This window comes from Pandoraea sp. PE-S2R-1, from assembly GCF_002179865.1.
GTDB lineage: Bacteria > Pseudomonadota > Gammaproteobacteria > Burkholderiales > Burkholderiaceae > Pandoraea.
The window spans coordinates 1079848-1104969 of the sequence record NZ_NGUR01000015.1; the positions used below are offsets into that span (position 1 = coordinate 1079848).

General features: G+C 62.4%; 20 protein-coding genes and 1 tRNA gene. 8 read left to right on the forward strand and 13 right to left on the reverse strand.

What is annotated here, in order from left to right:
* Window positions 1–3 precede the first annotated feature (3 nt).
* Window positions 4–831 carry a transporter substrate-binding domain-containing protein gene (locus CDV44_RS22300; protein WP_087690567.1) on the reverse strand — a complete coding sequence of 276 codons (828 nt, stop codon included), beginning with the start codon at window positions 829–831 and terminating at the stop codon, window positions 4–6.
* Between the two features lie 178 nt (window positions 832–1009).
* Between CDV44_RS22300 and CDV44_RS22305 the strand changes: the two genes are divergently transcribed.
* Window positions 1010–1888, forward strand: a complete 879-nt coding sequence (locus CDV44_RS22305) for a LysR substrate-binding domain-containing protein (RefSeq protein ID WP_087690569.1) — start codon at window positions 1010–1012, stop codon at window positions 1886–1888.
* Window positions 1889–1939: 51 nt separating this feature from the next.
* Here the strand turns inward: CDV44_RS22305 and CDV44_RS22310 are convergent, their stop codons facing one another.
* The 4 genes from CDV44_RS22310 to CDV44_RS22325 form a co-directional block, all read right to left on the reverse strand.
* The gene (locus CDV44_RS22310) at window positions 1940–2512 is read right to left on the reverse strand and encodes a DUF1993 family protein (protein WP_087690570.1); all 573 of its coding nucleotides are present in this window, start codon (window positions 2510–2512) and stop codon (window positions 1940–1942) included.
* A 450-nt stretch (window positions 2513–2962) separates the two neighbouring features.
* On the reverse strand, window positions 2963–3859 hold the full coding sequence (locus CDV44_RS22315; protein ID WP_087690572.1) for a LysR family transcriptional regulator: 897 nt from the start codon (window positions 3857–3859) through the stop codon (window positions 2963–2965).
* A 42-nt stretch (window positions 3860–3901) separates the two neighbouring features.
* Window positions 3902–4606: an isochorismatase family protein gene (locus tag CDV44_RS22320; protein WP_087690574.1), complete on the reverse strand. Its 705-nt coding sequence runs from the start codon at window positions 4604–4606 to the stop codon at window positions 3902–3904.
* 127 nt (window positions 4607–4733) lie between these two features.
* Window positions 4734–5729 (reverse strand): nickel/cobalt efflux protein RcnA, encoded by a 996-nt coding sequence (locus tag CDV44_RS22325; RefSeq protein ID WP_087690834.1) that lies wholly within the window; start codon window positions 5727–5729, stop codon window positions 4734–4736.
* 177 nt (window positions 5730–5906) lie between these two features.
* Between CDV44_RS22325 and CDV44_RS22330 the strand changes: the two genes are divergently transcribed.
* The 5 genes from CDV44_RS22330 (at window position 5907) to CDV44_RS22350 (ending at window position 11789) form a co-directional block, all read left to right on the forward strand.
* Window positions 5907–6176, forward strand: a complete 270-nt coding sequence (locus CDV44_RS22330) for a metal/formaldehyde-sensitive transcriptional repressor (protein WP_058376673.1) — start codon at window positions 5907–5909, stop codon at window positions 6174–6176.
* Window positions 6177–6207: 31 nt separating this feature from the next.
* Window positions 6208–7392 carry a hypothetical protein gene (locus tag CDV44_RS22335; protein WP_141118787.1) on the forward strand — a complete coding sequence of 395 codons (1185 nt, stop codon included), beginning with the start codon at window positions 6208–6210 and terminating at the stop codon, window positions 7390–7392.
* Between the two features lie 19 nt (window positions 7393–7411).
* Window positions 7412–8050, forward strand: coding sequence for an ABC transporter ATP-binding protein (locus CDV44_RS22340; protein ID WP_087690578.1), 639 nt, complete (start codon window positions 7412–7414; stop codon window positions 8048–8050).
* 153 nt (window positions 8051–8203) lie between these two features.
* Window positions 8204–9670: an MFS transporter gene (locus tag CDV44_RS22345; protein WP_087690579.1), complete on the forward strand. Its 1467-nt coding sequence runs from the start codon at window positions 8204–8206 to the stop codon at window positions 9668–9670.
* Window positions 9671–9917: 247 nt separating this feature from the next.
* A complete protein-coding gene (locus tag CDV44_RS22350; RefSeq protein WP_087690581.1) occupies window positions 9918–11789 on the forward strand; it encodes a methyl-accepting chemotaxis protein in 1872 nt (623 codons plus the stop codon).
* Between the two features lie 113 nt (window positions 11790–11902).
* On the opposite strand, the gene CDV44_RS22355 is transcribed toward CDV44_RS22350, so the two are convergent.
* The 4 genes from CDV44_RS22355 to CDV44_RS22370 all read right to left on the reverse strand — a co-directional run bounded on the left by CDV44_RS22355 (window position 11903) and on the right by CDV44_RS22370 (window position 18563).
* Window positions 11903–13285 (reverse strand): HlyD family type I secretion periplasmic adaptor subunit, encoded by a 1383-nt coding sequence (locus CDV44_RS22355; RefSeq protein WP_087690583.1) that lies wholly within the window; start codon window positions 13283–13285, stop codon window positions 11903–11905.
* On the reverse strand, window positions 13282–15438 hold the full coding sequence (locus tag CDV44_RS22360) for a type I secretion system permease/ATPase (protein WP_087690585.1): 2157 nt from the start codon (window positions 15436–15438) through the stop codon (window positions 13282–13284). The genes CDV44_RS22355 and CDV44_RS22360 overlap by 4 nt, the downstream gene beginning before the upstream one ends.
* 6 nt (window positions 15439–15444) lie before the next feature.
* Window positions 15445–16758, reverse strand: a complete 1314-nt coding sequence (locus CDV44_RS22365) for a TolC family outer membrane protein (RefSeq protein ID WP_170936074.1) — start codon at window positions 16756–16758, stop codon at window positions 15445–15447.
* A gap of 395 nt (window positions 16759–17153) precedes the next feature.
* Window positions 17154–18563: a hypothetical protein gene (locus CDV44_RS22370; protein WP_087690589.1), complete on the reverse strand. Its 1410-nt coding sequence runs from the start codon at window positions 18561–18563 to the stop codon at window positions 17154–17156.
* Window positions 18564–18881: 318 nt separating this feature from the next.
* Here CDV44_RS22370 and CDV44_RS22375 point away from each other — a divergent pair.
* A tRNA-Leu gene (locus CDV44_RS22375) sits at window positions 18882–18966 on the forward strand.
* Between the two features lie 42 nt (window positions 18967–19008).
* Here the strand turns inward: CDV44_RS22375 and CDV44_RS22380 are convergent.
* From CDV44_RS22380 to CDV44_RS22390, 3 genes are all read right to left on the reverse strand, one after another.
* Complete coding sequence (locus CDV44_RS22380; RefSeq protein WP_087690591.1) at window positions 19009–19818, reverse strand: alpha/beta fold hydrolase; 810 nt, start codon at window positions 19816–19818, stop codon at window positions 19009–19011.
* Window positions 19819–20008: 190 nt separating this feature from the next.
* Window positions 20009–21343, reverse strand: coding sequence for an MFS transporter (locus CDV44_RS22385; RefSeq protein WP_371328801.1), 1335 nt, complete (start codon window positions 21341–21343; stop codon window positions 20009–20011).
* Window positions 21344–21446: 103 nt separating this feature from the next.
* Window positions 21447–22331, reverse strand: coding sequence for an oxaloacetate decarboxylase (locus CDV44_RS22390; protein WP_087690595.1), 885 nt, complete (start codon window positions 22329–22331; stop codon window positions 21447–21449).
* Window positions 22332–22563: 232 nt separating this feature from the next.
* Here CDV44_RS22390 and prpR point away from each other — a divergent pair, with 232 nt between their 5' ends.
* Window positions 22564–24585, forward strand: a complete 2022-nt coding sequence (gene prpR, locus CDV44_RS22395; protein WP_087690597.1) for a propionate catabolism operon regulatory protein PrpR — start codon at window positions 22564–22566, stop codon at window positions 24583–24585.
* Here the strand turns inward: prpR and CDV44_RS22400 are convergent.
* Window positions 24566–25018: a YiiD C-terminal domain-containing protein gene (locus tag CDV44_RS22400; RefSeq protein WP_087690599.1), complete on the reverse strand. Its 453-nt coding sequence runs from the start codon at window positions 25016–25018 to the stop codon at window positions 24566–24568. The two genes, prpR and CDV44_RS22400, sit on opposite strands and share 20 nt — an antisense overlap.
* Window positions 25019–25122 lie beyond the last annotated feature (104 nt).

Consider the following 25122-nt stretch of genomic DNA (forward strand, 5'->3'; position numbering starts at 1 on the left):
CGCTTACTGCACTTTGATCGGCTCGACCTTGTAGTCGCGCGTGAACTTGTAGACGGACTTGGCGCCCAGCCACTTGTCGAAGCTGTCCTGCAAGCCGTTGGTCTTCTCGTAGTCGAGCAGGATCTTGTTGACCGCCGCCATCAGTGCCGGCTCGTTCTTGTTGGTCACCACACCCCAGCGTTCTTCGTAGACCGGCTTGGTCAGCAGACGATATTGCTGCGGCGTCCCTTTGGCGGCCGCTTCGCTGGCAAAACGCGACAAGATCAGTTGACCGGCGACGAGCCCTTCCACCTTGCCCTGTTGCAGCGCGAGGAACGCCGACGAGATGTCGTGGAACGTGAGCAGGTTGGAGTCGGGCAGGCGCGTGACCGAGACTGCCGCCGAGCTGGAACCTTCGGATGCGGCGATCTTCTTGCCGGCGAGTTGGTCCAGCGTCTGGATCGGCGAGTCGGCGCGCACCAGCACGCGAATCGGGGCGACGAAGTATTGGTCGCTGAAGTCGACCTGTGCGGCGCGTGCGGGCATCCATGCGACGGCGGCGGCCAGCACGTCGACGCGGCGTGTCTTCAACTCGGAGATGCGAACATCGGTCGACAGTGCACGGTGCTCCAGCTTCACACCGAGACCCTTGGCAATCGCGCTGCACACGTCGACGTCGAAGCCGACGATCTTGCGCGAGGCGGCATCGGGAAACGCGTAGGGCTCGCTGGCGTTCTGCGTGCCGCAAACCAGCGTGCCGCGCGCCTTGATATCAGCCAGTTGGTCGGCGTGCGCGAGGCCCGTCATGGCGAGTGTCGCGAACAGCGCGGCTGCAAGGTGTCGTTGCCACATGATCCTGAGTCTCCTTGGGTTGGACCGATTGAGGGGATCCATTAGCGGGGGAGTGATCTGCCCTCGGTCACATAAATATTGCTTGAGTGTTACGCAGGTTATCGACCAAAATCTGCAAGAACAATTTAATTTTTATCCCGGATACATTAGCAACTCTGAAGTATCGGCACGGAACCTCATGCGAAATCTGGATATCGATCTACTGCGCACTTTCGTCGCGATTGCCCAGCACGAAACCTTTGCGGCAGCGGCCACGCGCGTGGGCCGCACCCAGTCGGCGATCACGCAGCAGATGCAGCGGCTGGAGCAGGAAATGGGCTGCCCGCTGTTCGAGAAGCAGGGCCGTCAGAAGACGATGACCGCCGATGGTGTGCGGCTGGTGGCGTATGCCAACAAGATTCTCGCGCTCAACGATCAGGCCGTGCAGGTCATGCACACGCGCGGACCCGCGGAAAAGCTGCGCATCGGCTCGCCGCACGATGTGGCCGACTCGATACTGCCGAGTATGCTGCGCCGGTTGTCGAAGCTGTCCGGTGAGTTGCAACTCGAGATCATCGTCGGGCGCAGCCCGCATCTGATGGACGCGTTGCGCGACAAGGAGCTCGATCTGGCGATCTCGACGCGCTATGACGAAGGGTTTCCGGGCATCAAGCTGCGCACGTCGCCGATGGTCTGGATCTGTGCGGACGACTTCATCTTCAATGCCGCCGAGCCGGTGCCGCTCGTCATGGCGGACGAATTGAGCCTGTTCCGGCGGTTATCCATCGAACGGCTCAATGCGGCCGGTATTGCGTGGCGAACCAGCTTCCATTCGCCCACGCTTACGGGCATCAAGGCCGCGATCAGTGCAGGGCTGGGCATCACCGCGCGCACCACCGAACTGCTCGACGCCAATATGCGCGTGCTCTCGGAGGCGGACGGGCTGCCCCGGTTACCCGATGTGGCGTTCTATCTGTATGTGCAGCCCACGTGCACGAGTCAGGTGCTGCGTGAGCTGTTCGAGTCGACCGAACACATCGCCACGCGCTTCGGGCCGCCGTTTCTTATCGGAGAGTAATGGGCGGTGAGGCGCGCGTGGCGTGAGGGGGTCGTGGGCGATGCTAATGGCTTATGCCTGCGGTGCCGTGCCCGGGCGCAGATAAGCCAGCACATGCGGCACGTAGTCGGCTTTGCCGAGTTCGACGCCGTGGTGACGCAAGATGCCGTAAGCCGTATTGATATGGAAGTAGAACTGGGCGAGCAGCCAGTCGCGCGCGTATTGATCGCCGGTCATGTCGAACACGACGCCGTTCGGCAGCGCGAGCGACACGGTGAGGTCCTGGCCCGCGTCGAGTGCGCCCGGGGGCAGGGCGTCGAGAAACGCGAGTGAGCGGGCAAGGCAAGCCTTCGCGTCATCGAACGTGCCCGGCTTCTGGTTGGCGTTCCAGCCTTCGCGCTGCACATCGAGCGCCGCCTCGGCCACGGCTTCTCCGCGCAGCCGATAGGCCGGCTCCATCGCCTGATAGCTCACGAAGCGCACTTGGGCGGCGAGCGGATACATGTCGGGGGCGAGACGCAACGTCATCAACGCGTTGGGGTCTTTGCCCGCCGAGCGTTCGTATTCTGCGGCCTTATCTAGCCAATTAGACAACGCGCGCAGCATCTGCGACAACGTGGGGACAAGCAGCTCGGTCAACGTCATGCGAAAACTCCGGTGATGGGCTCAAAGCGGTGACGGCAGGTATTGCCGCCGCGCGAAGCATAGCGCGATAGCGCTTGTTTCGCAGGTCAGAATGCGCGCTGCGCTCATCCGGTCGATCAGGCAGTCGCGAATGTCGATTCTGGCGAAAACACCGCCACCTCGCGCAAGCGGTGCCGGGCTGGCAGAGGCGTCAATTCTGGCATAGCCGGCCGTCACTGTGATTTGTCTCAGTTTGCACGGAACGGCCCGCCCGGTATCGTTGAATCAACTCGCGAAACGCGAGACCGATGAAACCGAATAGCGGAGGTCGATATGCCCTGGATGGCTCTCTTGGACGGATTGGTGGCAGTGGGTTCGGCAGCAGCACGGCTCGCCCCGGTGGCCAAATTCCTCGCACAAACGGTCGATATCTTCTGCTGAACGGCCGTTCGGCGTGGTGGCGATGTCTCGTTACCGGCGGCCGTAATGCACCGCCATGAAGTCGATGAACGCCCGCGCTCGCGGGTTGACGTGGCGCGTACGCGGATACAGCGCGTAGTAGTGATGCGCCCCCATGCGGTACTGCGGCAGCACCCGGACAAGCGTGCCCCGGGCGAGTTCGGTTCGCACCGTACGCTCGGTGAATGCGGAGATGCCCGCACCGGCGAGCGCCGCAGAAAACAGCGCAGGAATCGCGTCACTGGTGAATCCACCCGCAACCGGCACACGATGCGGCTCGCCCGCAGCGTCGGTGATCGACCACTCCGCCACTTGCCCCGGCCGCACGGACGCGAGCCGTCGATGGTTCACCAGATCGGCGGGCACCGACGGCAAACCATGTTGGGCGAGATACGCAGGTGAGGCGACGAGAACGGTATCCGATGTCGTCAGCAACTTCGCCATCAGACTGCTATCGGCCAATGGCGCAGCGCTGATGCGCAATGCAACATCGAAGCGCTCGGCAACGAGATCGACGAACTGGTCGCTGCATGACAGCGTCAACGCGATATCGGGATATTGCGATTCAAAGGCCGGCAGCCAATCGGCCAACTCCAACGTGCCGATGGCTAACGGCACCGTCACACGCAATGCACCGCTCACCTGTTCTCGCTCGCCCGACATGGCATGCGCCATGGCATCGACGCGCGACAAGATATCGAGGCAATGCCGGTGATAACGCTCCCCGGCACTGGTCAGCGTGAAACCCCGCGTGGTGCGATTGAGCAGTTGCACGCCCAACAACGCCTCGGTCTGCTTCAACTGCCGCGACACGCTGGAATGCGACATGCCGAGCACCTCCGCCGCCGCCGAAAACCCCTTGGCGTCGACGATGGTGCAAAAGATGCGCATTGCCAGCAGTTGATCCATGGCGGACGTCGTGTGCAGGTCAGATCGGGAACGGGGCCGCCATCAACGCAGCGGCAGACGGCGGATGCTGTCGGTGGTCATCACATCGCCGAAGGTGTCTTCGATTTCGGCGAGCGCCGCGCGGTGCAACGCATCGCTCGATACTTGCGAGCCGTCGGCGCGCGCGATGTCCCGGGTGGCGGTGGCGTCCGATGCTACCACGACGGTATAGCCCAACGGCACGGCATCCCGTGCGGCGCCGGCCACGCACGCGTGCGTCATCAGCCCCGCGATCAGGATCGTGTCGATGCCCTGCGCCTTGAGCCGTTTGTCGAGATCGGTGCTGGCAAACACACTGACCGTCGTCTTCTGCAACACCGTGTCGTGCGCTCGCGGTGTCATCCCCGGCACGAACGCGACCGTTGCACCGTCATTTGCAAAAACAGCGGCGCCAGCAGGGGCGACGTGTTGAATCTGGAACACGGGAATCTTGGCTTCGTCGGCAAACGCGATGAGTTGCTTGGCGTTTTCCATCGCGCGGGCACCGTCGGGAATCGGCATGCGGCCGGTGAAATACTCGTTCTGGAAATCGATCACGAGGAGCGCCGTGCGCTTTGGATCAAGATGGTCCACCGGTGTCGCGCCGAGCATCGCGCGGATAGTCGGATGCGCAGGGGCATCAGACGCGTGTGCCGCGCCAGCGGTCGCGGCACCGAGAGAAAGGCCCAGTGCGGCCAGTTTGAGCGTGCGAAGCAGAAGGTGCGTCATGTGCGGAATCCTCTATCGGAAACAATCGAGGCTCCCAGTCTAGGGACGCGGCAGGGCGTCGAACAGCCGCCCCGCCGCACAGGATTTGTTTGCCGAATGCACTAATCGACGCAGAGGAATTCCCGGCTCAGCCGTTGAACCAGAGGTGCGACGCGCCCTGATAGCCGACGTACAGGCCGACCAGAATAATCAGCGCGCCCGAGAAATACGGCGCTTTTCTCGCGAATTCACCGAACCCGCTCCAGCGTCGCGATACGTGCCGCACGCTCAGCGCCGCCAACACCCCGGAGACGACCATCGTGAGGGCCAGCCCGATGCTGAAGCACAGTACGAGCCCGGCACCCAGTACGAAGCGCTTGAGTTGAAGGCACAGCAGCAACACCGTAATCGACGCGGGACACGGCACGAGACCGCCCGTCACACCGAACATCACGATCTGCCCCGTCGTGACGTTGCGATCGCCAAAGCGCTTCTCGATGTCCCGGGCGTGGGCCCGCTCGTGGGCATCCTGATATTCCGCCGTCGCCATACTCGACACTGCGCGCGCTGGTGCGGGCTGCGCATGGGCATAGGTGTGGGCGACGGAACTCAGATTCTGATGCTGCACATGCCCGGTGTGAACGTGCCCCGGCGCATGGCCGTGATCGTGCGAATGGTCATGTTCACGGCCGTGCGGGTGCGGATGCGCGTGATCGTGATCGTGGTCGTGGTCGTGATCGTGATCGTGATCGTGATCGTGATCGTGATCGTGATCGTGGCCAGCATTGTGCGCGCGGGCCCGAGCGTTATCGCGCCACGTGCGCCACAGCATCCAGCACGCAATCAGCACGATCAGTACCGCCGACGCCAACTGGAAATACGGCTCTGACGCGTTGGCATCCCAGCCGCGTCCGAAGTACAGGCCGGCCATCGCCACCACCCACACCACGGCGGTATGCGACACCGTCGCCGACAACCCGAGCAGCACTGCCTGCCCGACCGTGCCGCGAATCGCGACGATAAACGCCGCCATCATCGTTTTGGAATGCCCGGGCTCGAGCCCGTGCAGCGCGCCCAGTAGGATCGCGCTCGGAATGAACAGCCAGGCATTGCCTTGCTGAAGAATGGTCGAGAATTCAGTCATGAGACAGCTCGCGAACAGACGGGGAAGATCGAACAGCGCGGTCGCCATTCGACGAAACGAGTCGGAAAGTGGCCCGAAACGGTCACTGGCGACTGCCGCCAATATACTCCCCACCAGTATATTTGTGTTAGCATTTTTTTCACGGATTTCCCGGCATCTACAGGAGCGCGGTCAGACGTGCATACGATTCGAGACAAGAACAAGCTGTTGGCACGGGTTCGCCGCATCCAGGGGCAGGCGCAGGCGCTTGAGCGCCAACTGGATCAGGAGGGCGACTGTGTCGAAATCCTGCAACAGATCGCGGCCATTCGCGGCGCGGTCAACGGGCTGATGGCGGCCGTCATCGAAGGCCACCTCGTCGACCATCTGGTCAACGAACCCGATCAGGCGCAGCGGGAGACCGAAATGGCCCCGATGCTGCACGTCATCAAGACTTATCTGAAATGACCCGCATCCTCACGGCCGCGCGTCGCTTGTCATGCTGATCCTTCGATTGCGCTGGTACGCCCACGAAACGTCGAGAGTGTTGCTCAGACACTGGCAGGCGCTGTGTCTCGTGACCATGCTACTGCTGCCGTCGATGCCCGTTTTCGCGCAAGCGCGCATTCTCGGCGCGCCGGTACTGGCCACGCTCTCACCGGCACGCGGCATCGAGTGGCAGTTTCTGTGGATTCATGCGCTCGAAGGCATCGGCATGCTGTGGGTACTGGCGCAGCGCCGAGCGATTGGGGGTGGCAAGTTCGCGGCGTTCTTCCGGTCGTTGCCGATCCCCGGCTGGCGCGAGCGCGGTGTCGATCTCGCGGTATTGGCACTGGCCAGCACGCCGCTGCTGCTCAGTGTTGTGGCGGCCGTCGTCGCCCTCGCGACGCATCCCGGCACGCATTACCTGTATGTATTCGATCTGACGCTCATCACACTGGCGGCGCAGTTGGCGGTCTTGCATCGCAAGTGGCAATCCGTGTGGCCGCTGTTCGCCGCCAATCTTCTGCTGATCGCGGGATTGCGCTTCACGGGCGCCTCCGCCTATGCGGGGCTGACCGGTGCGCTGCTGATCGCCGTGTGGGCGCTCGCGCGCACGTCGCCCGTGCAAAGCGCGCATCGCAGGCTGCCGGTGATTTCAGTCAATGCACTGCGCGAAGGCTCGCAGGGTTGGCTACCTCCCATCGCGCGACTGCAAATCGGCATCCTGCGTCATCACGCCAGCGCAGTGTTTGGCCGCTGCCTATTGATGGGTTCGACCGTCGGTCTCACCGTCTATCTCACCGCACTGTGGGAATTCGACAAGCGTGGACTGCCGCTGGTATTGATCTCACAGGCGATCATCGTGCTGGTGGCGGCGATGCACTATCGCGAGTTGAGCGCCGCCCATCAGCGCGCAGCGCACTTCATGAATTCGCTGCCTCGCAGACGATTCACGCAGACGGTCGCCGACATCACGACCATCGCCGTGCTCGCGTTGCCATTCGCTGCACTCGGCCCGGCGTACCTGACGATCAACGGTGCCATCTCCATCGTTCAAGCATGGATCGTCATCGTCAGTGGCGCGCCGCTGGTTGCCTTGCTACGACTCCCGCAACGCTACGTCCCACGGCAATCGGTACTGCTCGGCGCCACACTCGCCGCGCTCTGGGTCGCCGTCGCGTGGCACTGCATTGTTCCCTGATCTGCTCACCGACTCCTCCATGCTTCGCTTCGAACATCTCACCAAACACTTCGGCAGCCGCACGCTTTTCGAAGATCTGCACTTTCGCGCCGGCGCCGGATGCGTCGCACTGAGCGACGAAAACGGCAGCGGCAAGTCAACGTTGCTCGGCATTCTCGCCGGGACGATCGATGCCGATACGGGCGACGTCTGGCTCGACGGTCACTCGCTGCGCGACGCACCGCTCGCCGCCAAATCCTCACTGGCTTACGTCCCGGACGACTGTCTCGCCTACCCGTTTCAGACTGGACGCGCGTTCCTCGACATGGTGGCGTCCGAAAAGAAGGTAAGCGTCGATGACAGCGTGCTCGATCTGGGCAACCGCTTCGGGCTCGCCCCGCACATGGAAAAGCGCTTCGAGCAAATGTCGCTGGGCACGCGTCGCAAGTTCTTTCTCAGTGCCACGCTGCTCGGCGCCCCGCGTGTGATCGTCGCCGACGAGCCGGGCAACGGCCTCGACGCCGCTGCGCGTGCGGTGTTGATCGACCTGCTCACCACGCTTGGCAAAGATCGCTGCGTGTTCTTCTCCAGTCACGATCCCGAGCTCACCGAAGCGTGTGGCGCAAGAACGGTCAGCTTCGCCGACTTCACCGCATCCGTAGCAGCGAAGCCGCGCTGAGTGCGCCGGGCGCAGCGACGCCCGCGTAGCCGGTGACGACAAACCCCGTAGCAAGACACCGCGTGAGTGACGTCGACACTTCACGACGCGTAGAAACATCCCGCGCTCGCGCGCCCGTAGACTCCGGCCATCATCCTCACTGGAACGCCGGTCATGCGCGCGCATCGCGAGTTGTCTCTCACCGACAGTGTCGGCATCGAACACGCCACATCCGTTCTCGCCCCCGACATCGTTAACACCCACGGCGCCGACGCCGACGACGCATCCAACACCGCGCGCCGCCGGGTATTGGCAGCGACCTGCATCAGCTATGTCGTGGTCTTGCTCGACACGTCCATCGTCAACGTTGCGCTTGAACGGTTGAGCGTCGCGTTCGACGTGCAGATGGCAGGGCTCCAATGGGTGGTCAACGCCTACACGCTGATGTTCGCCAGCCTGCTGCTCACAGGCGGCACGCTGGGTGACCGATGGGGTGCGCGACGGGTTTATCTCGCGGGGCTCGGGCTCTTCATGCTCGCGTCGCTCGCATGTGCGCTGGCGGGGTCGACTGACATGCTGATTGCCGCACGCGCGGTGCAAGGCATTGGCGCAGCGCTGCTGGTGCCGTGCTCGCTCAAGCTCATTCGCGACGCGACCCCTGACCCACAGGCCCGGGCACGTGCCATCGGACGATGGGTCGGTCTCGGTGGCATTGCGATGGCCGCCGGCCCTCTCGTGGGCGGCGCGTTGATCCATTGGTTTGACTGGCGCAGTGTCTTCTTCGTGAATGTCCCGATCTGCCTCGCCGGCATGGTGCTGGCGTGGCGCATCGCGGAAGACCGGGGCGCTGCCACGTCCGGTCAGCGCGCGCCTGTCGACCTGCTGGGGCTCGCCTGCGGCATCGCGGCACTCGGCACGCTGGTCGGCGTGTTGATCGAAGGACACACCCTTGGCTGGACGTCCCCCGTCATTGTCAGTGGTGCTGTCGTGACCTGCCTCGCGTGGGCCGCGCTCCTGCGCATCGAAACGGTACACGCGCATCCGATGTTGCCGCTGGGGTTGTTCCGCCATGGCGTCTTCTCGGGTTCGGCGTGCGCGTCGATGGCCTCCGCCTTCGTCTTCTACGGCCTGCTGTTCGTCGTCAGCCTGCACTTTCAACAGGCGCGCAGTTATTCGCCACTGCAAACCGGTGTGGCGCTACTGCCGATGACCGTCATGGTGGCGGCGGGCAGTCTGTTGGCCGGGCGAATCGCCGCGCGGTTCGGCCCGGTCCGGCCGATGATCGCGGCCTTTGGCGGTTACGCGGCGGGAGCGCTTGGGTTGGGGTTCGTGACGAGCGACATGCCCTATGGCTTTGCGATCCTGCCAATGCTGGCGATCGGTCTGGCGTCGGGCGTTGTTTCGCCTATCGCAACCGCACCCGCATTGGAAACGGTCCCTGCGGCCCGCGCCGGCGTCGCCGCGGCGGTGCTCAATACGGCGCGTCAGGCGGGCGCAGCACTGGGTGTCGCCACCTTCGGCTCGCTGCTGGCGGCATTGCACCCTTTTGAGGCGGGCCTGCGCGCGGCGCTCGCGTTGGCCGCCCTGGTCAGTCTCGTCATGATGCCGCTGTGGTGGCGAGCCATTCGACCGGCGGCATAGGCATGCACCGTCGCGGTGCCGAGAAGTACCGCAAGGTGCCGCCGATGTAAGCATCGGAAAGCTTCGTCAGCCCCGGTTGAGCCCGGTCTGACGCGCATTGACCTGCGTTCATTAAAGTTGTCACCGGATTGCGCCGTAAGCCGAGAGAGTAGACCAGTAGTGTTTGAGTGCGTCAGCGAGGGCCAGTGCCCGTCGCGGCGGTTCCCCTCTCTCAACGGCTCGCGCGCGGGCCAATCGACGGCAGCTTATGAAAGTCACTTCGTTGCGAACCCGGATTCTGCTGATCACCTGCCTGACGGTGGTCGGTGCCCTGATTCTGTCTGGCATCACGACCTATGTGATCGTGCGTGACAGCATGATGTCGAGCATCGCTCACACCCTCGCGGCCGTGGCTAACGGCAACGCGAGCACCATCGAGCGCTGGTCCACCGATAAGGCGACCGCCGTGAACGCCACCGCGCAAGTCGTGGAAAAGGGCGACCCCGCCGGCCTCGTCAAGCTGCTTGGCAAGACCAACGATTTCCCGATCACCAGCGTCGGCTGGTCGGACAAGACGTTCTTCTCCACCGCCGTCACACAGCCCGATTACGACCCGACCGCACGCCCTTGGTACAAGAGCGCCGTGGCCGCCGGCAAGCTGGTGGTCACCAAGCCGTACGGCGATTCGTCGACCGGCATCCCGTATGTCGCCTTCACCACGCCGATTTTGCGCGACGGGCAGATCACCGGTGTCGTGAGCGGTGCGGTGGCACTCACGGGGGTGCAGGACATCATCAAGGCCGTACACCCCACCCCCGCCAGCCTGGCGCTGGTGGTCGCGAGCGACGGTCAGGTAATCGCGCACCCGGACAGCAAGTTCTCGCTCAAGCCGTCGACCGACGTGGCCGCCACGCTCACCGCCGACTCGCTCGCCGGTATGGCCGGCGACGATGCCAAGCCGGTGGAAATGACGCTCTCCGGCGCCCCGAAGCTGCTCAAGGCCAAGCGCATTCCCGGCACCGACTGGTATCTGGTTGTCGCGCTCGATCGTGCCGAAGCCACCGCCGGTCTGACCCACGTGCTGGGCGCCACCGTCATCACGCTGGTCGTGCTCACGTTGATCGCGCTGGTCATTGCATCGCTCTTCACGTCGCGCGCGTTCAAGCGCCTGTCGATCGTGCGCGACGCGATGGACACCATCGGCTCGGGCGACGGCGACATGACGCAACGCCTGAACGTGGAAGGTCATGATGAAGTCGCGCAGATCTCGAAATCGTTCAACGCGTTCGTCGACAAGATCAGTTCCGTGATGCTCGACGTGCGCTCCGGTGTTGCGTCGATGACATCTGCCACGAGCGAAATCGAGATGGGCAACCGCGATCTGTCGCAACGCACCGAGCAATCGGCCGGATCGTTGCAGGAAACGTCTTCCGCATTGACGGAACTCACGTCCAGCGTGAAGCAGACGGCCGACACCGCCGAGCACGCCACGCGTCTCGCCAACGACGCCAGCGCCGCGGCGGCACGCGGCGGTCAGGTGGTGACCGACGCCGTGACGACGATGGGCGCGATCACGCAATCGTCGCAGCGCATTACGGAAATCATCGGCGTGATCGACGGCATCGCGTTCCAGACGAACATCCTCGCGCTGAACGCCGCCGTGGAAGCCGCACGTGCGGGCGAGCAGGGCCGGGGCTTTGCGGTGGTCGCTGGAGAAGTGCGCACGCTGGCACAACGCAGTGCCGCCGCCGCGCAGGAAATCAAGGCGCTGATCGAAACTTCAGTGCAGAACGTGAAGAGCGGCACCGAGCGCGTGCAAGCGGCCGGCAACACGATGAGCGAGATCGTGAACGGCATCACGCGCGTGCAGCGTCTGGTGAGCGAGATCCACGGTGCCATGACCGAGCAGAGCACCGGCATCAGCCAGATCGACCGCTCGGTGTCGGAGATGGATCAGGCTACGCAGCAGAACGCCGCGCTAGTGGAAGAATCGGCAGCGGCCTCGGCGATGCTCAGCGAGCAGGCGCGCATGCTTGCCGAGACGGTAGCGCTCTTCCGTCTGCGCGATGAGCCGCGCGTGGCCCAGGCACCGACACTGTCGCGCGTCGGCAGCGCGGCGCCGCAGCGGTTGGCTGCCTGAGCACCGCAACACCGTCATACGCCGACGCGGCGGGTCATGGAATGTTCGACCCGCCACGTCGGTGGCCTCGGCTGCCCAGCCGCCTTTATCGCCTGCTGGCCGGGGACCGGTCTCTATCGCTCCCCAAACGACTCCGACGTGACCTCCTTGATCGGCGAAAGCAGATAGTCGATCACGCGGCGCTCATCCGTCTTGATTTCCACCGTCACGGCCATGCCCGTCTGAATGTGCAACACGTGTCCGTTCTGGCTCACCGATTCACGAGGCAGGCGAATACGCGCCATGTACACCGGCCCGAGCTTCTCGTCATTGACAGCGTCTTGAGAGACGTGCTCCACCGTGCCGGCGAGCGTGCCGTACTTGGTGTACGAATACGCCTCGATCTTCAGCGTGACGGCCTGCCCGGGTTTAACGAAGCCGGCGTCCTGATTGAGCACCTTGGCCTCTACCGCCAACGGCACATCGTGGGGCACCACGATCATTAAAGTCTGCGCCGGTTGCACCACGCCGCCGACCGTGTGAATGGCGCGTTGCTGAACAGTACCGTCTACGGGCGCCCGCAAAAACCGGTACTGCTCACGTTGTCGATATCGATCGATGCTCAGTTGCGCCTCACGCATCTGATCGTTGGCTTTCGTCAGTTCGGTCAGCGCCTCACGACGAAATTCGGCACGCGCCTGATTCAGATCTTCCGCCAGTCGAGCCAGCGTTGCACGATGCTGCCGGCTACGTTGACGCTCGGCGTTCAGGGTCTGGTCGTTCTCGGCGAGTTCCTGCTGCGCCTCAAGCCATTTCAGACGCGCCACACCGTTGTGTTCGAGCAATGTCTTGAGCGCGCTCTCTTTGTTCGCCAACACATCGCGCCGCACCTTCAGCCGCTCGATTTCGCTCGCGCTGGCTGCCAGCATCGCGTCGTCCTCGGCGCGCTGCGCGGCCACCGAGGCGACCTTGGCGCGGAAGATAGCCTGATGTGACGCCAGCAGGCTGCGCGCGCGCTCCACCTGTACGGCACTGCCCGTCCCCGTGTCCCAGGCCGGCGCGCCGGCGTGCCCGTCCAACGTGGCGAGGAAGTCCTGCACTTGCCCGGCATCGAGTTGCGCCGTGGTCAGTTGCCGCTCAAGTTGCATCAGATCGGCGTGCTCCTCCACACTGTCGAGCACGACCAGCAGGTCGCCTTTTTTGACCTGTTGGCCATCGTCGACCAGGATCTTGCGCACGATGCCGATCTCGAACGGCTGGATCGACTGGGTACCGCCCACCGGCACTACCTTGCCCTGCGCGACGGCGTTCATGTCGACGCGCCCAACGATCGACCAGACCAACGCGACGAAGAAGAGCACCATGATCAGCATCGCCACCATGCGGCCAGCGGGAGACGCAGGGGTTTCGAGAATCTCAAGTTCGGCGGGCAAGAATTCACGCTCGTGCGACGGGACCCTCTGCCAGCGAGCCGTCAACCATTTCCACCCCATCGTCACAGGTTGCCGGGACGTCATGCTGCAATCTCCCCGGCCTGAATTCTGCACAAGCGCGCATAACGGCCCCCTCGCGCGACCAATTCGTCATGCGTGCCGTCTTCGACCACGTTTCCCGCTTCGATGGTGATGATGCGATCGGCGTTGCGCACAGTCGATAACCGGTGGGCAATGATCAACACCGTGCGGCCCGCACAGATCGCGCGCATGTTCTGCTGAATGATGCTCTCCGATTCGTAGTCGAGCGCGCTGGTGGCCTCGTCGAGAATCAAGATGCGCGGATTCGTTACCAGTGCGCGCGCGATGGCAATGCGTTGGCGCTGGCCGCCCGACAGATTCACGCCACGTTCTTCGATCGATGTGTCATAACCGTGTGACATCCCGAGAATGAATTCATGGGCGCCGGCAAGCTTCGCCGCATCGATCACGCGCTCCATCGGCATGGCAGGATCGGCCATGGCGATGTTCTCGCGCACGGAGCGGTTGAACAGCAGATTCTCCTGAAGCACCACGCCGATCTGTGTGCGCAACCAGTGTGTGTCGACCATCGCGAGATCGACGCCGTCGATCACCACGCGCCCCGCCGAGGGCACATAAAGACGCTGCACGAGTTTGGTCAGTGTGCTTTTTCCAGACCCCGACGGGCCGACGATGCCGACGGTTTGCCCAGACCGGATGGCCAGCGTGATGCCGTGCAGCACTTCGGGCTTGTCGGGCCGATAGCGGAACGTCACGCCGTCGAACGTCACATCGCCCTGGATCGATGCCATCATCGCCCGCCCGGGGTTGTATCCCGGCTCGGTAGGGCTGTTCAGAATGTCGCCCAGACGATCCACCGAAATGCGCGCCTGCTGGAAGTCGTTCCAGAGTTGCGAGAGGCGCAGTACGGGCGCAGTGACGTGATTGGAGAACATGTTGAACGCCACCAGCTGGCCCACGGTCAACTCGCCGCCAATAACTTTCATGGCGCCGAGATACAGCAGTGTGGCGCCGCACAGCTTCGAGACCAGTTGCACCATCTGACCCGCGATATTGCCGAGATTGGCGGTACGAAAACTCGCCCGCACGTACGCCGCAAGCAATGTCTCCCAGCGGCTTTGCGCCTGCGGTTGGACCGACATCGATTTGAGCGTTTCAATGCCGCTCACCGACTCCACCAGAAATGACTGCGACTCGGCACCGCGCCGAAATTTCTCTTCAACACGTGCGCGCAGGATGGGGGTGACGACCACGGCGATCAGCGCGTAACCCGGCAGCGAGATCACCACGATCATCGTGAGCCACGGACTGTAGAACCACATGATGACGAGAAACACCACCGTGAACAGCAAGTCCATCACCAACGTGAGCGCAGAGCTCGTAATGAATTCGCGGATGCTGTCGAGCTCACGGATGCGGGCGACCGTCTCGCCGGTGCGGCGCGACTGAAAATAAGCGATCGGTAACGCTAGCAGATGGCGGAACAACTTGGCGCCCAACTCCACGTCGATGCGATTGGCGGTGTGCGAGAAAACGTACGTGCGTAATCCACCCATCACCACTTCGAACACCGAGACCGTCACCAACCCGATCACCAACACCTTGAGTGTGCTCATGCTCTGATGCACGAGCACCTTGTCCATCACCACCTGAAAGAACAACGGCGAGATGAGCGCGAACAGTTGCAGAAACAGCGAGATCAGCAGCACCTCGCCGATCAGCCGTTTGTATTTCATGAAGGCCGGCAAGAACCACGCGATGTCGAACTTGCCGCCCGCACCCAGTATGGCGGCGCGCTGCGTGGCGAGAACCAGCTCACCGGTAGCCCGCGCTTCGAATTCGGCGAGCGGCAGCGCGAGCACCTGTCCGCTGCAACTGTCCTGCACCACCGCCAAGCCCTCCGCGATCTTGCCCAACAACATGAAAGTGCCGTCTCTCATGACGGCAATCGCGGGCAGCGGTGTCTTCTCGAGACGTGTTGGCAGAACCGTCACCTGCCGCGATTTCAAGCCGAGACGGCGCAGCAGGCGCACCAGTTGCGCGGCATTGACGTCGTCGCCCGCCAGTTCCCGGTGAAGCTGCGCGGCATTGGCGGGCAGACGGAAAAAGCTCAGCAGAATGACGACACTCTCGACGGCACTGTCACGGGCGGTTGCGTCGGCATTGACGGTCTGTGGTTCGGAATGCGTTTGCATGTGGGGTCAGGCTCCCTGTGTCATCAGCGTCGTGTTGAGGTCACCGAGCACGCTGTCGTCGAGATGACCGGTGGCATAAGCAAGCAGCAAGCGCGACATGTAGTACGCGTGGAATGCTTCCGCAAGACCGGTGCGCGCTTCGAAGTGCTCTTTCTCTGCCCGCAGAAGATCGAGATTGGTGCGCAGGCCGACGTCACGTCCGAGTCGCGTGGCACCCACCTTGTTTTGTGTAGACAGCCGTTGCGCCAAACGCGCGCGCACCTGCTGCACGCCGCTGTTCACACCGAGAAAGGCCTTGATCACGCTCTCGCGCACCTTGATACGGGTGTCATCGAGTCTTGCCTGTGCGCCATCGGCTTTGTAGCGTGCTTCGCGCACTTGAGAGGCGTGCATGCCGCCGGCAAACAGCGGGATCGTCACGCTTACCCCGATGACGTTGTCGCGTCGAGAACGGGCCGTCTCGGCATAGGTCGGCGTGCTGTCGGTGGTGCGGTGACGAGCGAAGAGTTCGACGACCGGCAGGAAACGGCCCGTGGCTTCGTCGATATGGGTTCTGGCAACGTCGAGCTCGAGCGACTTCTGTCGCAGTTCATTGCTGTCGGTATCGGCGGTTTGCACATAGGCGTCCAGTGACGCCAGCGCACCCGCCTGAGCAAAGCGCTCACCAAAGTGGGCCGAGATGGCATTCGGGTTGAGGCCGGTCAGGCGCTCGAATGCGTGTTTTGCGAGTTCCCACTCGTTCTCCGCCGCGAGCGCGTTGGCCTGCGCTTCGTCGTAGGCGGCTTGCGCCTCGTCCTGATCGAGCTTGGCCGAGAGACCGAGTCCTACCTCTTCCGTGACGTTCGCAAGCTGTACGTCGAGCGCGTCGCGACTCGCTTTGGCGGCGGCATCTTTGTCACGCGCCACGAGAATGTCGAAGAACGCGCGCGCGCACTCGAGCATCAGTTGCTGCTCGCTGCCGGCGAACGTACTCACGCCGAGTGCGGTGAGTTCGCGGCCCTTTTGAAAGCCCGCGAAGCGGCCCGTGTCGAACAGCGGCTGACGAAGTTCGATGTCGAGGGTCTGGTTGCGGATCTCCTTGCCATGCAAGGCGCTGTCGCGTTCCCTGTCGAACCGGCCTTCGAGTTCGACGCGAGGCAGGATCTGCGCCAGCCCTTGGTCGAACTGCTCGCCGCTGGCGGCGAGGTCGGCGCGTGCGGCGGCGAAGCCTGCGTTGTATTCGCGTGCGGCACGCACGGCGTCGAGTAGATCGAACGCGCTCGCCACAGGCGAAATCAGGTAGAACGTCGTTACGAGAGGCAGCAGGAATGCGCGGTTCATGGCGATGGCATGGCGTTGGGGGCTAACGAAGCGGAATGCAGTCATCGCGGTCGTGTCACACCGGATACGGCGAGTGCCCCGACCACGTCGTCGCTCATTGACACGCGTCGATCCCCATGACGATTCGGCGAGGCATGACTTGTCCCGATGAGTCCGGCTACCCTACGGGAGGCCGTCAGCCCCTTGGATTCACCGCTATCACGATGTGACGAATCCCCGGGAGATCGATGGGAATTCACTCCTTCGATCGGGAAGGGGCGCCGTGCCGATATCTTGATTGCGTCAAGAATGACGCGAGGATTCTGTCGAACCGAGCCGCGTGAATATCTCGGCGGAGCCGTCGCTCACTCGCCGACCCTCAGACGCGGTCGGCAAGCGGATGCAAGACGATCTCGTTAGCTGGGCGTTGCCAGCGATAGCGATGCCATTGGGAGGGGGAGGATGCGGGCCGTGGCCCGGTCGATGCCGTCCTGCTGCGCGCCGAAGCTAGTCAGCGACTGCACGAGTTGTCCGAGTCTGGACTGCCCGATGGATGGCAACGAGGTAGACGGGTTGGCGCTCAGATCAAAATCGTTTAGCCGGGCCTGAGGCTTCGATCGATCATCGTCACCGTGGGTGCGAACGGGTGGCAGCACGTCTCCGGCAATCGCTATGCGTGTGTCGCTCAAACCAGCGAACGGTTGCGGCCGATCGAAACTAAACGGGCCTTCAAGCGCCATTTTTCCGAATGCCGCCGGGCTGCCCAACGCGAGAATCTGTGCTTCGGAATAGCTCTTCACCTCAGACCATTTGCCGTCGCGAAACCGCTGCGCGTTGGCGCCCAGGAACACGTCACCATCCCGTTTGTAGGCATAGATGCGCGCTACGGTGTAGCCCCTGTCGTCGTCAACTTTGAATTTTTTCGCACCAAGCCACGTGTTGGGGCTCATTCTTTCGATGAGTGATTTAGCAGCTTGTATTGCCTTTTCACGATCTTCACCAGTAGCTTTATGCATGCCATTGATGTTTGAAATTAATCTACGAACATTGATTGTATTTGCATAAAGTTCTTTGAAATTTTTTCCATAACGATCAATTCCCTTGAGGCATTCGAGCGTTTCATTCAACTTCCGGATCGCGCTTCCACCCAATTGCCTCAACTCACTCCCATCTCCGACGATTGATATTCTTCTATCGACATTCTTGGAGAGTTCACCGAGAAGACTTACGGCCTTAAGCAACGGAGAAATCGCCGAATCAGTAGCCTCCTTGAGCACGTAATTTTGGAAATCGGCCAATTGATTGAAACTTCGCAGGTCATCATCATCGAACGTCCAAGTGTCCAGCTCGCCGTTGGCGTCCATGACGATGCTTCTCGCGCGTAGGAGCGGCTCGCCCGAGTTGAAGGTGAAATCGAAAGTGATCGTTCCCTCACTACCATGACTTCCTTGAAGGCTTGTCACGTATCGATCATGTCCCTCCGAGCTTCCGAAGTCTTCGATTTCCCGTCGGATGTCTTCCAGGGTCGCCCTCTTATAGCCTTTTGAAGCATTTGGATCTTTCTGTGAAGAGAATAATAAATTCAATCTTTGGACCAGCTTATCAACATGGTCCATTTTTCCAACAATCGGACCAAATCCACGGCCGTAATCTTCCATCTTTTGCAGTCCGACAGCCGTCTCCCCTAACTTCTTAAGCGCCTGCGGCCCCAATGCCTCCAGATTTTTTCCGGCAGCGTCAACATTGATATCTTTTTTGAGGGTTACCGATAATTTTCTGAGGTTCGCTGCGGCGGCTGCCAGATCGATGTTGCTTAATTCATTCATCGCATTATCTCCAAGTGATTACCAATAGGCCCGCTAAAAGAAAACCTCTGTCGCAGGCGGAATTCAATTTGGCACACAATGAATGTCAGTTGCGTAGCGTCACGTCACACTGTGAATATGCGCACGCTCGTTGTGAAAAATCCTTGGAGGAACCGCAGGAAAACGCTGGTTGACCGATGTCGGGCGTGACGCTGTCGCGGGTCACACTCCGTGTATCGTGCGATCGATTGCCTCTGCCCGCACCGCCGTCGAAAACGCGACTTCTGTGGCGTCAGGCATTCACAAAAATAAATTTTCCCGTTACAATCGCGCTCCCCTGCCCAGGTGGCGAAATTGGTAGACGCACTATCTTGAGGGGGTAGCGCCGAAAGGCATGCGGGTTCGAGTCCCGCCCTGGGCACCAGTAGTTTCGACACCCCCCCGTCTGTCTCCCCCCGAAGTCCGATCAGCCTGCGTGCTGTCTCAGAAAGTTCTCCACCAGCAACGCGAAGTACGGCGGGCATTCCTGCATCGGGTAGTGGCCGCAATTCGGTATCGATGCCAACTGCGCATTCGGATGCCATGCGAGGAACGTCGCTTGCATCGCCTCGGCCCCCAGCCCCGGATCCTTTTCGCCCACGACCACCAGAAACGGTGTCTCAAGCCCCTTCACATCGTCGACGAAGTTTGTGGCCGTCATCATGTCGAGATAACGAGGGCGGCACGCCGACGCCACGCCCTCGCGGTTCTGGCGTAGCTTTCGGTCCGCCCAAACATCCGACAATCCCCCCGTCACGAACTTGACCAGACGCCGGAAGGCATCATCGCTTTCGCACGTCGACGCGAAGAATGCGGCGGCCTCTGGCGGCAACCGGTTTCCCGCTGCGGAGATCGGACACACGGCGACCGCGCTCTTGATGCGCTCGGGCACGTTGACGGCGAGGCGCTGCGTCGCCATGCCGGTCATCGAATGGCCCAGCACGTGAAACCGGGGCCAGCCGAGTGCGTCCGCCACGCCGAGGCAATCCCGGGCAATTTCATCAATCGAATAGTCACCCGTCAGGTGCATCGACCGCCCATAACCGCGCAGATCGACGAACGCATAGGTGAAGGCGTTGCCGTCGAGGTACGGCAGCACGGCGTCATAGTTGGTGTGGTCGCCCAGCCAGTCGTGCAAGACCAGCACGGGCTCCGGGCCGGTGCCGAACTGCGTGAAGCCCAGTCGGGGCGCTGTCGAGGCAGTCGATGCACTCGATGCGGAGGAGGTGAGATTCATTTCGAAGTTTCCTTTTGGAGGTCATATCTTCCGGCGCCGCTCAAGCGGGGATTCGCCAATGACGAACGCCGGAAACCAAAAAGAAACGCCCCCCCGGCGGACCGGGAGGGCGTTCGAAATTGGACTCAATCGTATCGAGCCGTCAGCGCAAAGTCAATTCAACTGACGAGTGAATCCGGCACAACGTGCGTCAGTCGAATTTGCGACCGCGCGTTTCGGGCATCTTCAGGTAGACGATCAGCGAGATCGCGGCACAGATCGTGACGTACCAGTAGAAATACGATTCATGACCGCTTGCCTTGAAGCGCAACGCGACGAATTCCGTCGTGCCGCCAAGAATTGCCGTCGTGAGCGCATACGGGAAACCCACCGCCAACGCGCGAATGCGCGGCGGGAACAACTCCGTCTTCGCCAGCATGTGCACCGACGTGAAGCCCGAGAGCATCACGAGTCCGGCAAACGACAGCGCAAAGGCAATCAGCGGGTCTTTCGTGTGGCTCAGCGCCGTGAAGAGCGGCACGGAGAAGAGCGTCGTGCTCACGCCGAAGATGATCAGCACCGGACGGCGGCCGACGATGTCCGAGAGCAGCCCGAACAGCGGTTGCAGCGGCATGTAGAGCAGCAGCGCAATGGTCGAGACAAACGTCGACGACTCTTTCGACAGGCCGACCGAGTTCACCAGAAACTTCTGCATGTACACCGTGAACGTGTAGAACGCCACGGTGCCGCCGATCGTGATGCCGATGGCCAGCAGAATCTGCCGCCAGTGTTGCAGCACCTCGCGCGTGACCGATGCCTCGCGGTGCTTCGCGCTATGCACGAACGCCTCGCTCTCCGTCACGTTGCGGCGCATGTACAGCGCGAACATTGCCAGCACGCCGCCGATCACGAACGGAATGCGCCAGCCCCAATGCTCGATCTGCTCCGCCGTGAGCAGCACACGCTGCATCAGCAGCATCAGCCCGAGCGCGACGAGTTGCCCCGCGACCACGCTCACTTGCAGGAAGCCGAGATAGAAGCCCTTGCGATGCTCGGGCGCGACTTCGCTCAGATAGGTGGCGCTCGTGCCGTACTCGCCGCCCATCGACAGCCCTTGCAACAGCCGGGCGGCGATCAGCACGATTGGCGCGAAGATGCCGATTGTCGCGTAGCCCGGTGTGAGCGCAATCATCAGTGAGCCGACGCTCATCGCGAGCACCGAGCCGGTGAGTGCCGACTTGCGGCCGCGCCGGTCGGCATACAGCCCGATCAGCCAGCTGCCCAGCGGACGTGCCACGTAGCCCACTGCCGCAATGGCGGCGGTGTTCATCAATTGAACGGTCGGGTTGTCGCCCGGAAAAAACGCTTTCGCAAAGTAGATCGAGAATATGCTGTACGCCAGAAAGTCGTACCACTCGATCAGGTTGCCCGCGAGGCCGCCGACGATGGAACCGATCTTGACCGGTGCGCGTGCCGGCGTGGCGGTGGCGGGGGTCGGTGCGGTGGAAGGACGAGCGGCGAATGAATCCGAGGGGGGCGTCAAAATCTGTCTCCGTGACTTAATTACTTAGTTACTTTTTTTGTATGGCGGGAAAAACCAGCGGCGCCGCAGGGGGAAGGGGGCAGCGTCGCCGTGATGCGGTACGACTTCAGTTGCTGGTGCCGTATTGCTTGTCGAGCGCGTCGTAGAACGGCTTGTTGACCAGTCGCTGACGTTCGGCAAACGGCACGACCAGCGTAGGGTCTTCGTCCAGACGCCCGCTGTCGCGCAAGGTGCCGAGCGCCTTCTGCATGCCGAGGACCGCGCTTTGCAGCGCGGCGTTGGCGTAAAGGACGATGCCGTAGCCCAGTTCGGCCAGACGCGGCTGCGATTGGGTCGGCGTCTTGCCGCCGATCACGATGTTGATCAGTTGCGGGCGATCGAACAGCGCCGGCAGACGCTCGATGTCGGCCAGCGTCTCGGTGGCTTCGATGAAGAGAATGTCAGCACCTGCTTCGATGAAACGGCGGCCGCGCTCGATCGCGGCTTCAATGCCCTCGACCGCAGCAGCGTCGGTACGCGCAATGATTTGCAGATTGCCGTCTTCGCGCGCGTCGACCGCCGCACGGATCTTGCCGACCATCTCGTCGGCACCGATCACGGCCTTGCCGTTGAAGTGGCCGCACTTCTTGGGCAGCACCTGATCTTCGAACTGAATCGCATCGGCACCGCTGCGCTCAAGCACACGCACCGTGTGCCGCACGTTGAGTGCATTGCCGAAGCCGGTATCGGCGTCGACGATGATCGGCAGCGACACGGCGTCGCGCACGCGGGCGGTGTGCTCGGCCATTTCGGCCAGCCCCACGAAAGCGAGGTCGGGCAGACCGAGCGACATGTTGGTCACACCGGCACCGGTGAGATAGAGGGCCTCGAAACCAGCGTCTTCGATCACACGCGCCGACAGCGCGTTGAAGGCGCCCGGCACGAGCAGCCCTTGGCGGGCTTCGACCTTGCGGCGGAATTCGGCACGGCGTTGGGCGGTGGCGGTGGTCATGGCAGTGTCTCCGGCGTTATTGAATGGATGGATTGGAAAGACATTCCGCAAGCCGCGTGCCAGCCCCTGCCAGACTTGAGAATGCGGCGCCAACGCCAGCCAAATCAGTCACTTACGGTGCGCGGTACGTTTTCTGCGGATGTGGCAGAATGCCCGGACAAGATTTGAAACGTTTCATGGAACACCCGAAACACTCGATGAAACGTTTCAGAAGCCGTACGGAGACAATGTCATGCCCCCCCGCTTTACCGGCCCTGCGCCGTCGCGCCACACGGCGCTTCCCCCGTCATCTCATCCCCACGCCGATCCCCGTGCCCGCCGTCCCGGCATCGCATTGGTGAGCATCAGCCGCTTGCAGACGCTGTGCGAAACCGTCGCGCCGCGTTACACCGACCGCGCCCGCTTTTACTCGGTGCGCGAGGGTTACGGGGCCGCCGTCACGGCATTGCAGTCGTATGTGGAATCGGGTGCGGTGGACGTGGTGCTGGCCGCCGGCTCGAACGGCGCCTATCTGCGCGAGAACCTGTCGGTGCCGGTGGTGACGGTCAAGGTCAACGGCTTCGACGTGCTCAGCGCGATCACGCGCGCCACCACGACATGGCCCGATCAGCCGGTGGGTCTCGTGCTGCACGAAGCCGTTTCGCGGGAGCTGGACGATCTGGGTGAGTTGTTGAAGATTCAGTTGCACCAGCGTGCGTATCGGTCCATTGACGAGGTCCATCACGTCGTCGACACACTCGCTGCCGAGGGCTGCAAGGTCATCATCGGCCCGGGCATGGCCTGCGACTTCGCGCAGGAGGCCGGGCTTGAGCACGTGTTTCTCTATTCGCTCGGCGCCGTGGAAGAAGCTTTCGAGCGATCGGTCGAACTCGCCCGCGTGAGCCGCGAGAAAGAGTCGAAGCGCATGCGGTTGAACACAATCGTCGCGCACATGCGTGACGGCGTGGCCGCCTTCGACGACAACGGGCAATTGGAAGCCGTCAACCCGGCGATGTTCGCGCTGCTCGGCATCGAGGCGGAGCGCGTTGCGACGCAAGGCGCGCGGCAGTTCGAACTCACGCGCAAGCTCGGGCCGATGCTGCGCGAGTTATCCGCCAATGGTGTTGCCATCGAAGAACGTCTCGAACACATCGACGGTCGCGCGTTCATCGTGAGCTGTGTGCCGATCTCGGAACACGGGTTGCGCTCGGGTGCCGTGGTCACGGTGCAGGACGCGCAGATGGCGCAGCGCATCGACCGGTCGCTGCGAACGACGCAACGGCCACGTCATTTGGTCGCGAAACACGAACTCGATGAGTTGGTTGGCGATTCGCCGTTGATCGCCAAGGTGCGGCGTCTCGCACGCGCGGGCGCAGCCCATGACGCGACGGTGTTGCTGACCGGCGAGAGTGGAACAGGCAAGGAGTTGGTCGCGCAAGGCATTCACAACGCGAGCGCACGTCGCGGCAACCCGTTCGTGGCGTTCAACTGCGCGGCGCTGCCGGAAGGATTGATCGAAAGCGAATTGTTCGGCCACGACGAAGGTGCGTTCACGGGTGCACGGCGTGGCGGCAAGGCGGGGCTGTTCGAAATCGCGCACACCGGCACGATCTTTCTGGACGAAATCGGCGAGATGCCCGCCGCGTTGCAGAGCCGCCTGTTGCGCGTGTTGCAGGAGCGCGAAGTCATGCGGCTGGGCTCGGGCCGGCCGGTGCCCATCGACGTGCGCGTGATCGCCGCCACGCACCGCAATCTGCACGAGCTCGTGGCACAGGGCCGCTTTCGTGCAGACCTCTATTTCCGGTTGAATCTGTTGCAGATCGAATTGCCCGCCTTGCGAGAGCGTCGAGCGGACATTGCGCTGCTTGCCGAAACGTTACTCACGCGAAGCACGGCGCAATACGGATTGAACGACCGCGCCACCGGGCAAATTCTCGCGGTGCTGGCGCCGCTCTTTGAGAGCTACGAGTGGCCCGGCAATGTGCGCGAACTGGAGAACCTGCTTGCACGTGCTGCGATCTATCTCGATCACGATCTCTCGGCACACGCAGCATCACTGCAAGAAGTCTTCCCCGAGTTGCTCCGATTGAACACGGCTGGCGCGATGCGGGCGTCGCCGCCCGACCATTCGGAAGTCATGTCTCCGCGTGAAGCTGTCACCTACGAAGCGGCGCAAGCGGCCTTGCAGGCGGCCGGTGGCAATCGTGCGGCGGCGGCCCGTGCACTCGGCATCAGCCGCACGACGTTCTGGCGGCTTATGAAGTCGCCGGACTGAGCGCGACGAATTCGCCGACGAGGTGCCCGACGCGCTGTCCGTCGTATGCCAACGTCGATACGACCGAAACACGTGCCTTGCCCATGCGCGAGAACACACGCAGGAACTTCGACCATTGATCAGGGTGTTCCAGCGCGGATGTCGCCGTGAATTCTCCCGAGATCGGCAGCTCGTATTCCATCGTGTTGCGCTGAATGACCAGACGGCATTCGATGCCCTCGCCACGCAGTCGCGTGTGCAACAACGACCACGCGGCGAGAATCGCCACCGCCGAGGCGCTGCCGCCGAAAATGGTTTCGCGATGGTTGATGTTCGGGGCGAGTGGAGCGCGCAATACGACGGCGTCCGGTGTCACACTGTCTGCCGACACCTGCATCGCCTTCGACAGCGGAATGTGATCGTAGAGGTATTGCTGAAGATCGGTCGGGGACATCGGGTTCGATTCCTGTCGGGAGGATCTGTTGCGGGTTGTCGCTTGCGTTGGCAGACTACCCGTCATTACGCAAACGCGAAACGCTCAAAGTTGGCAGGCGCGCA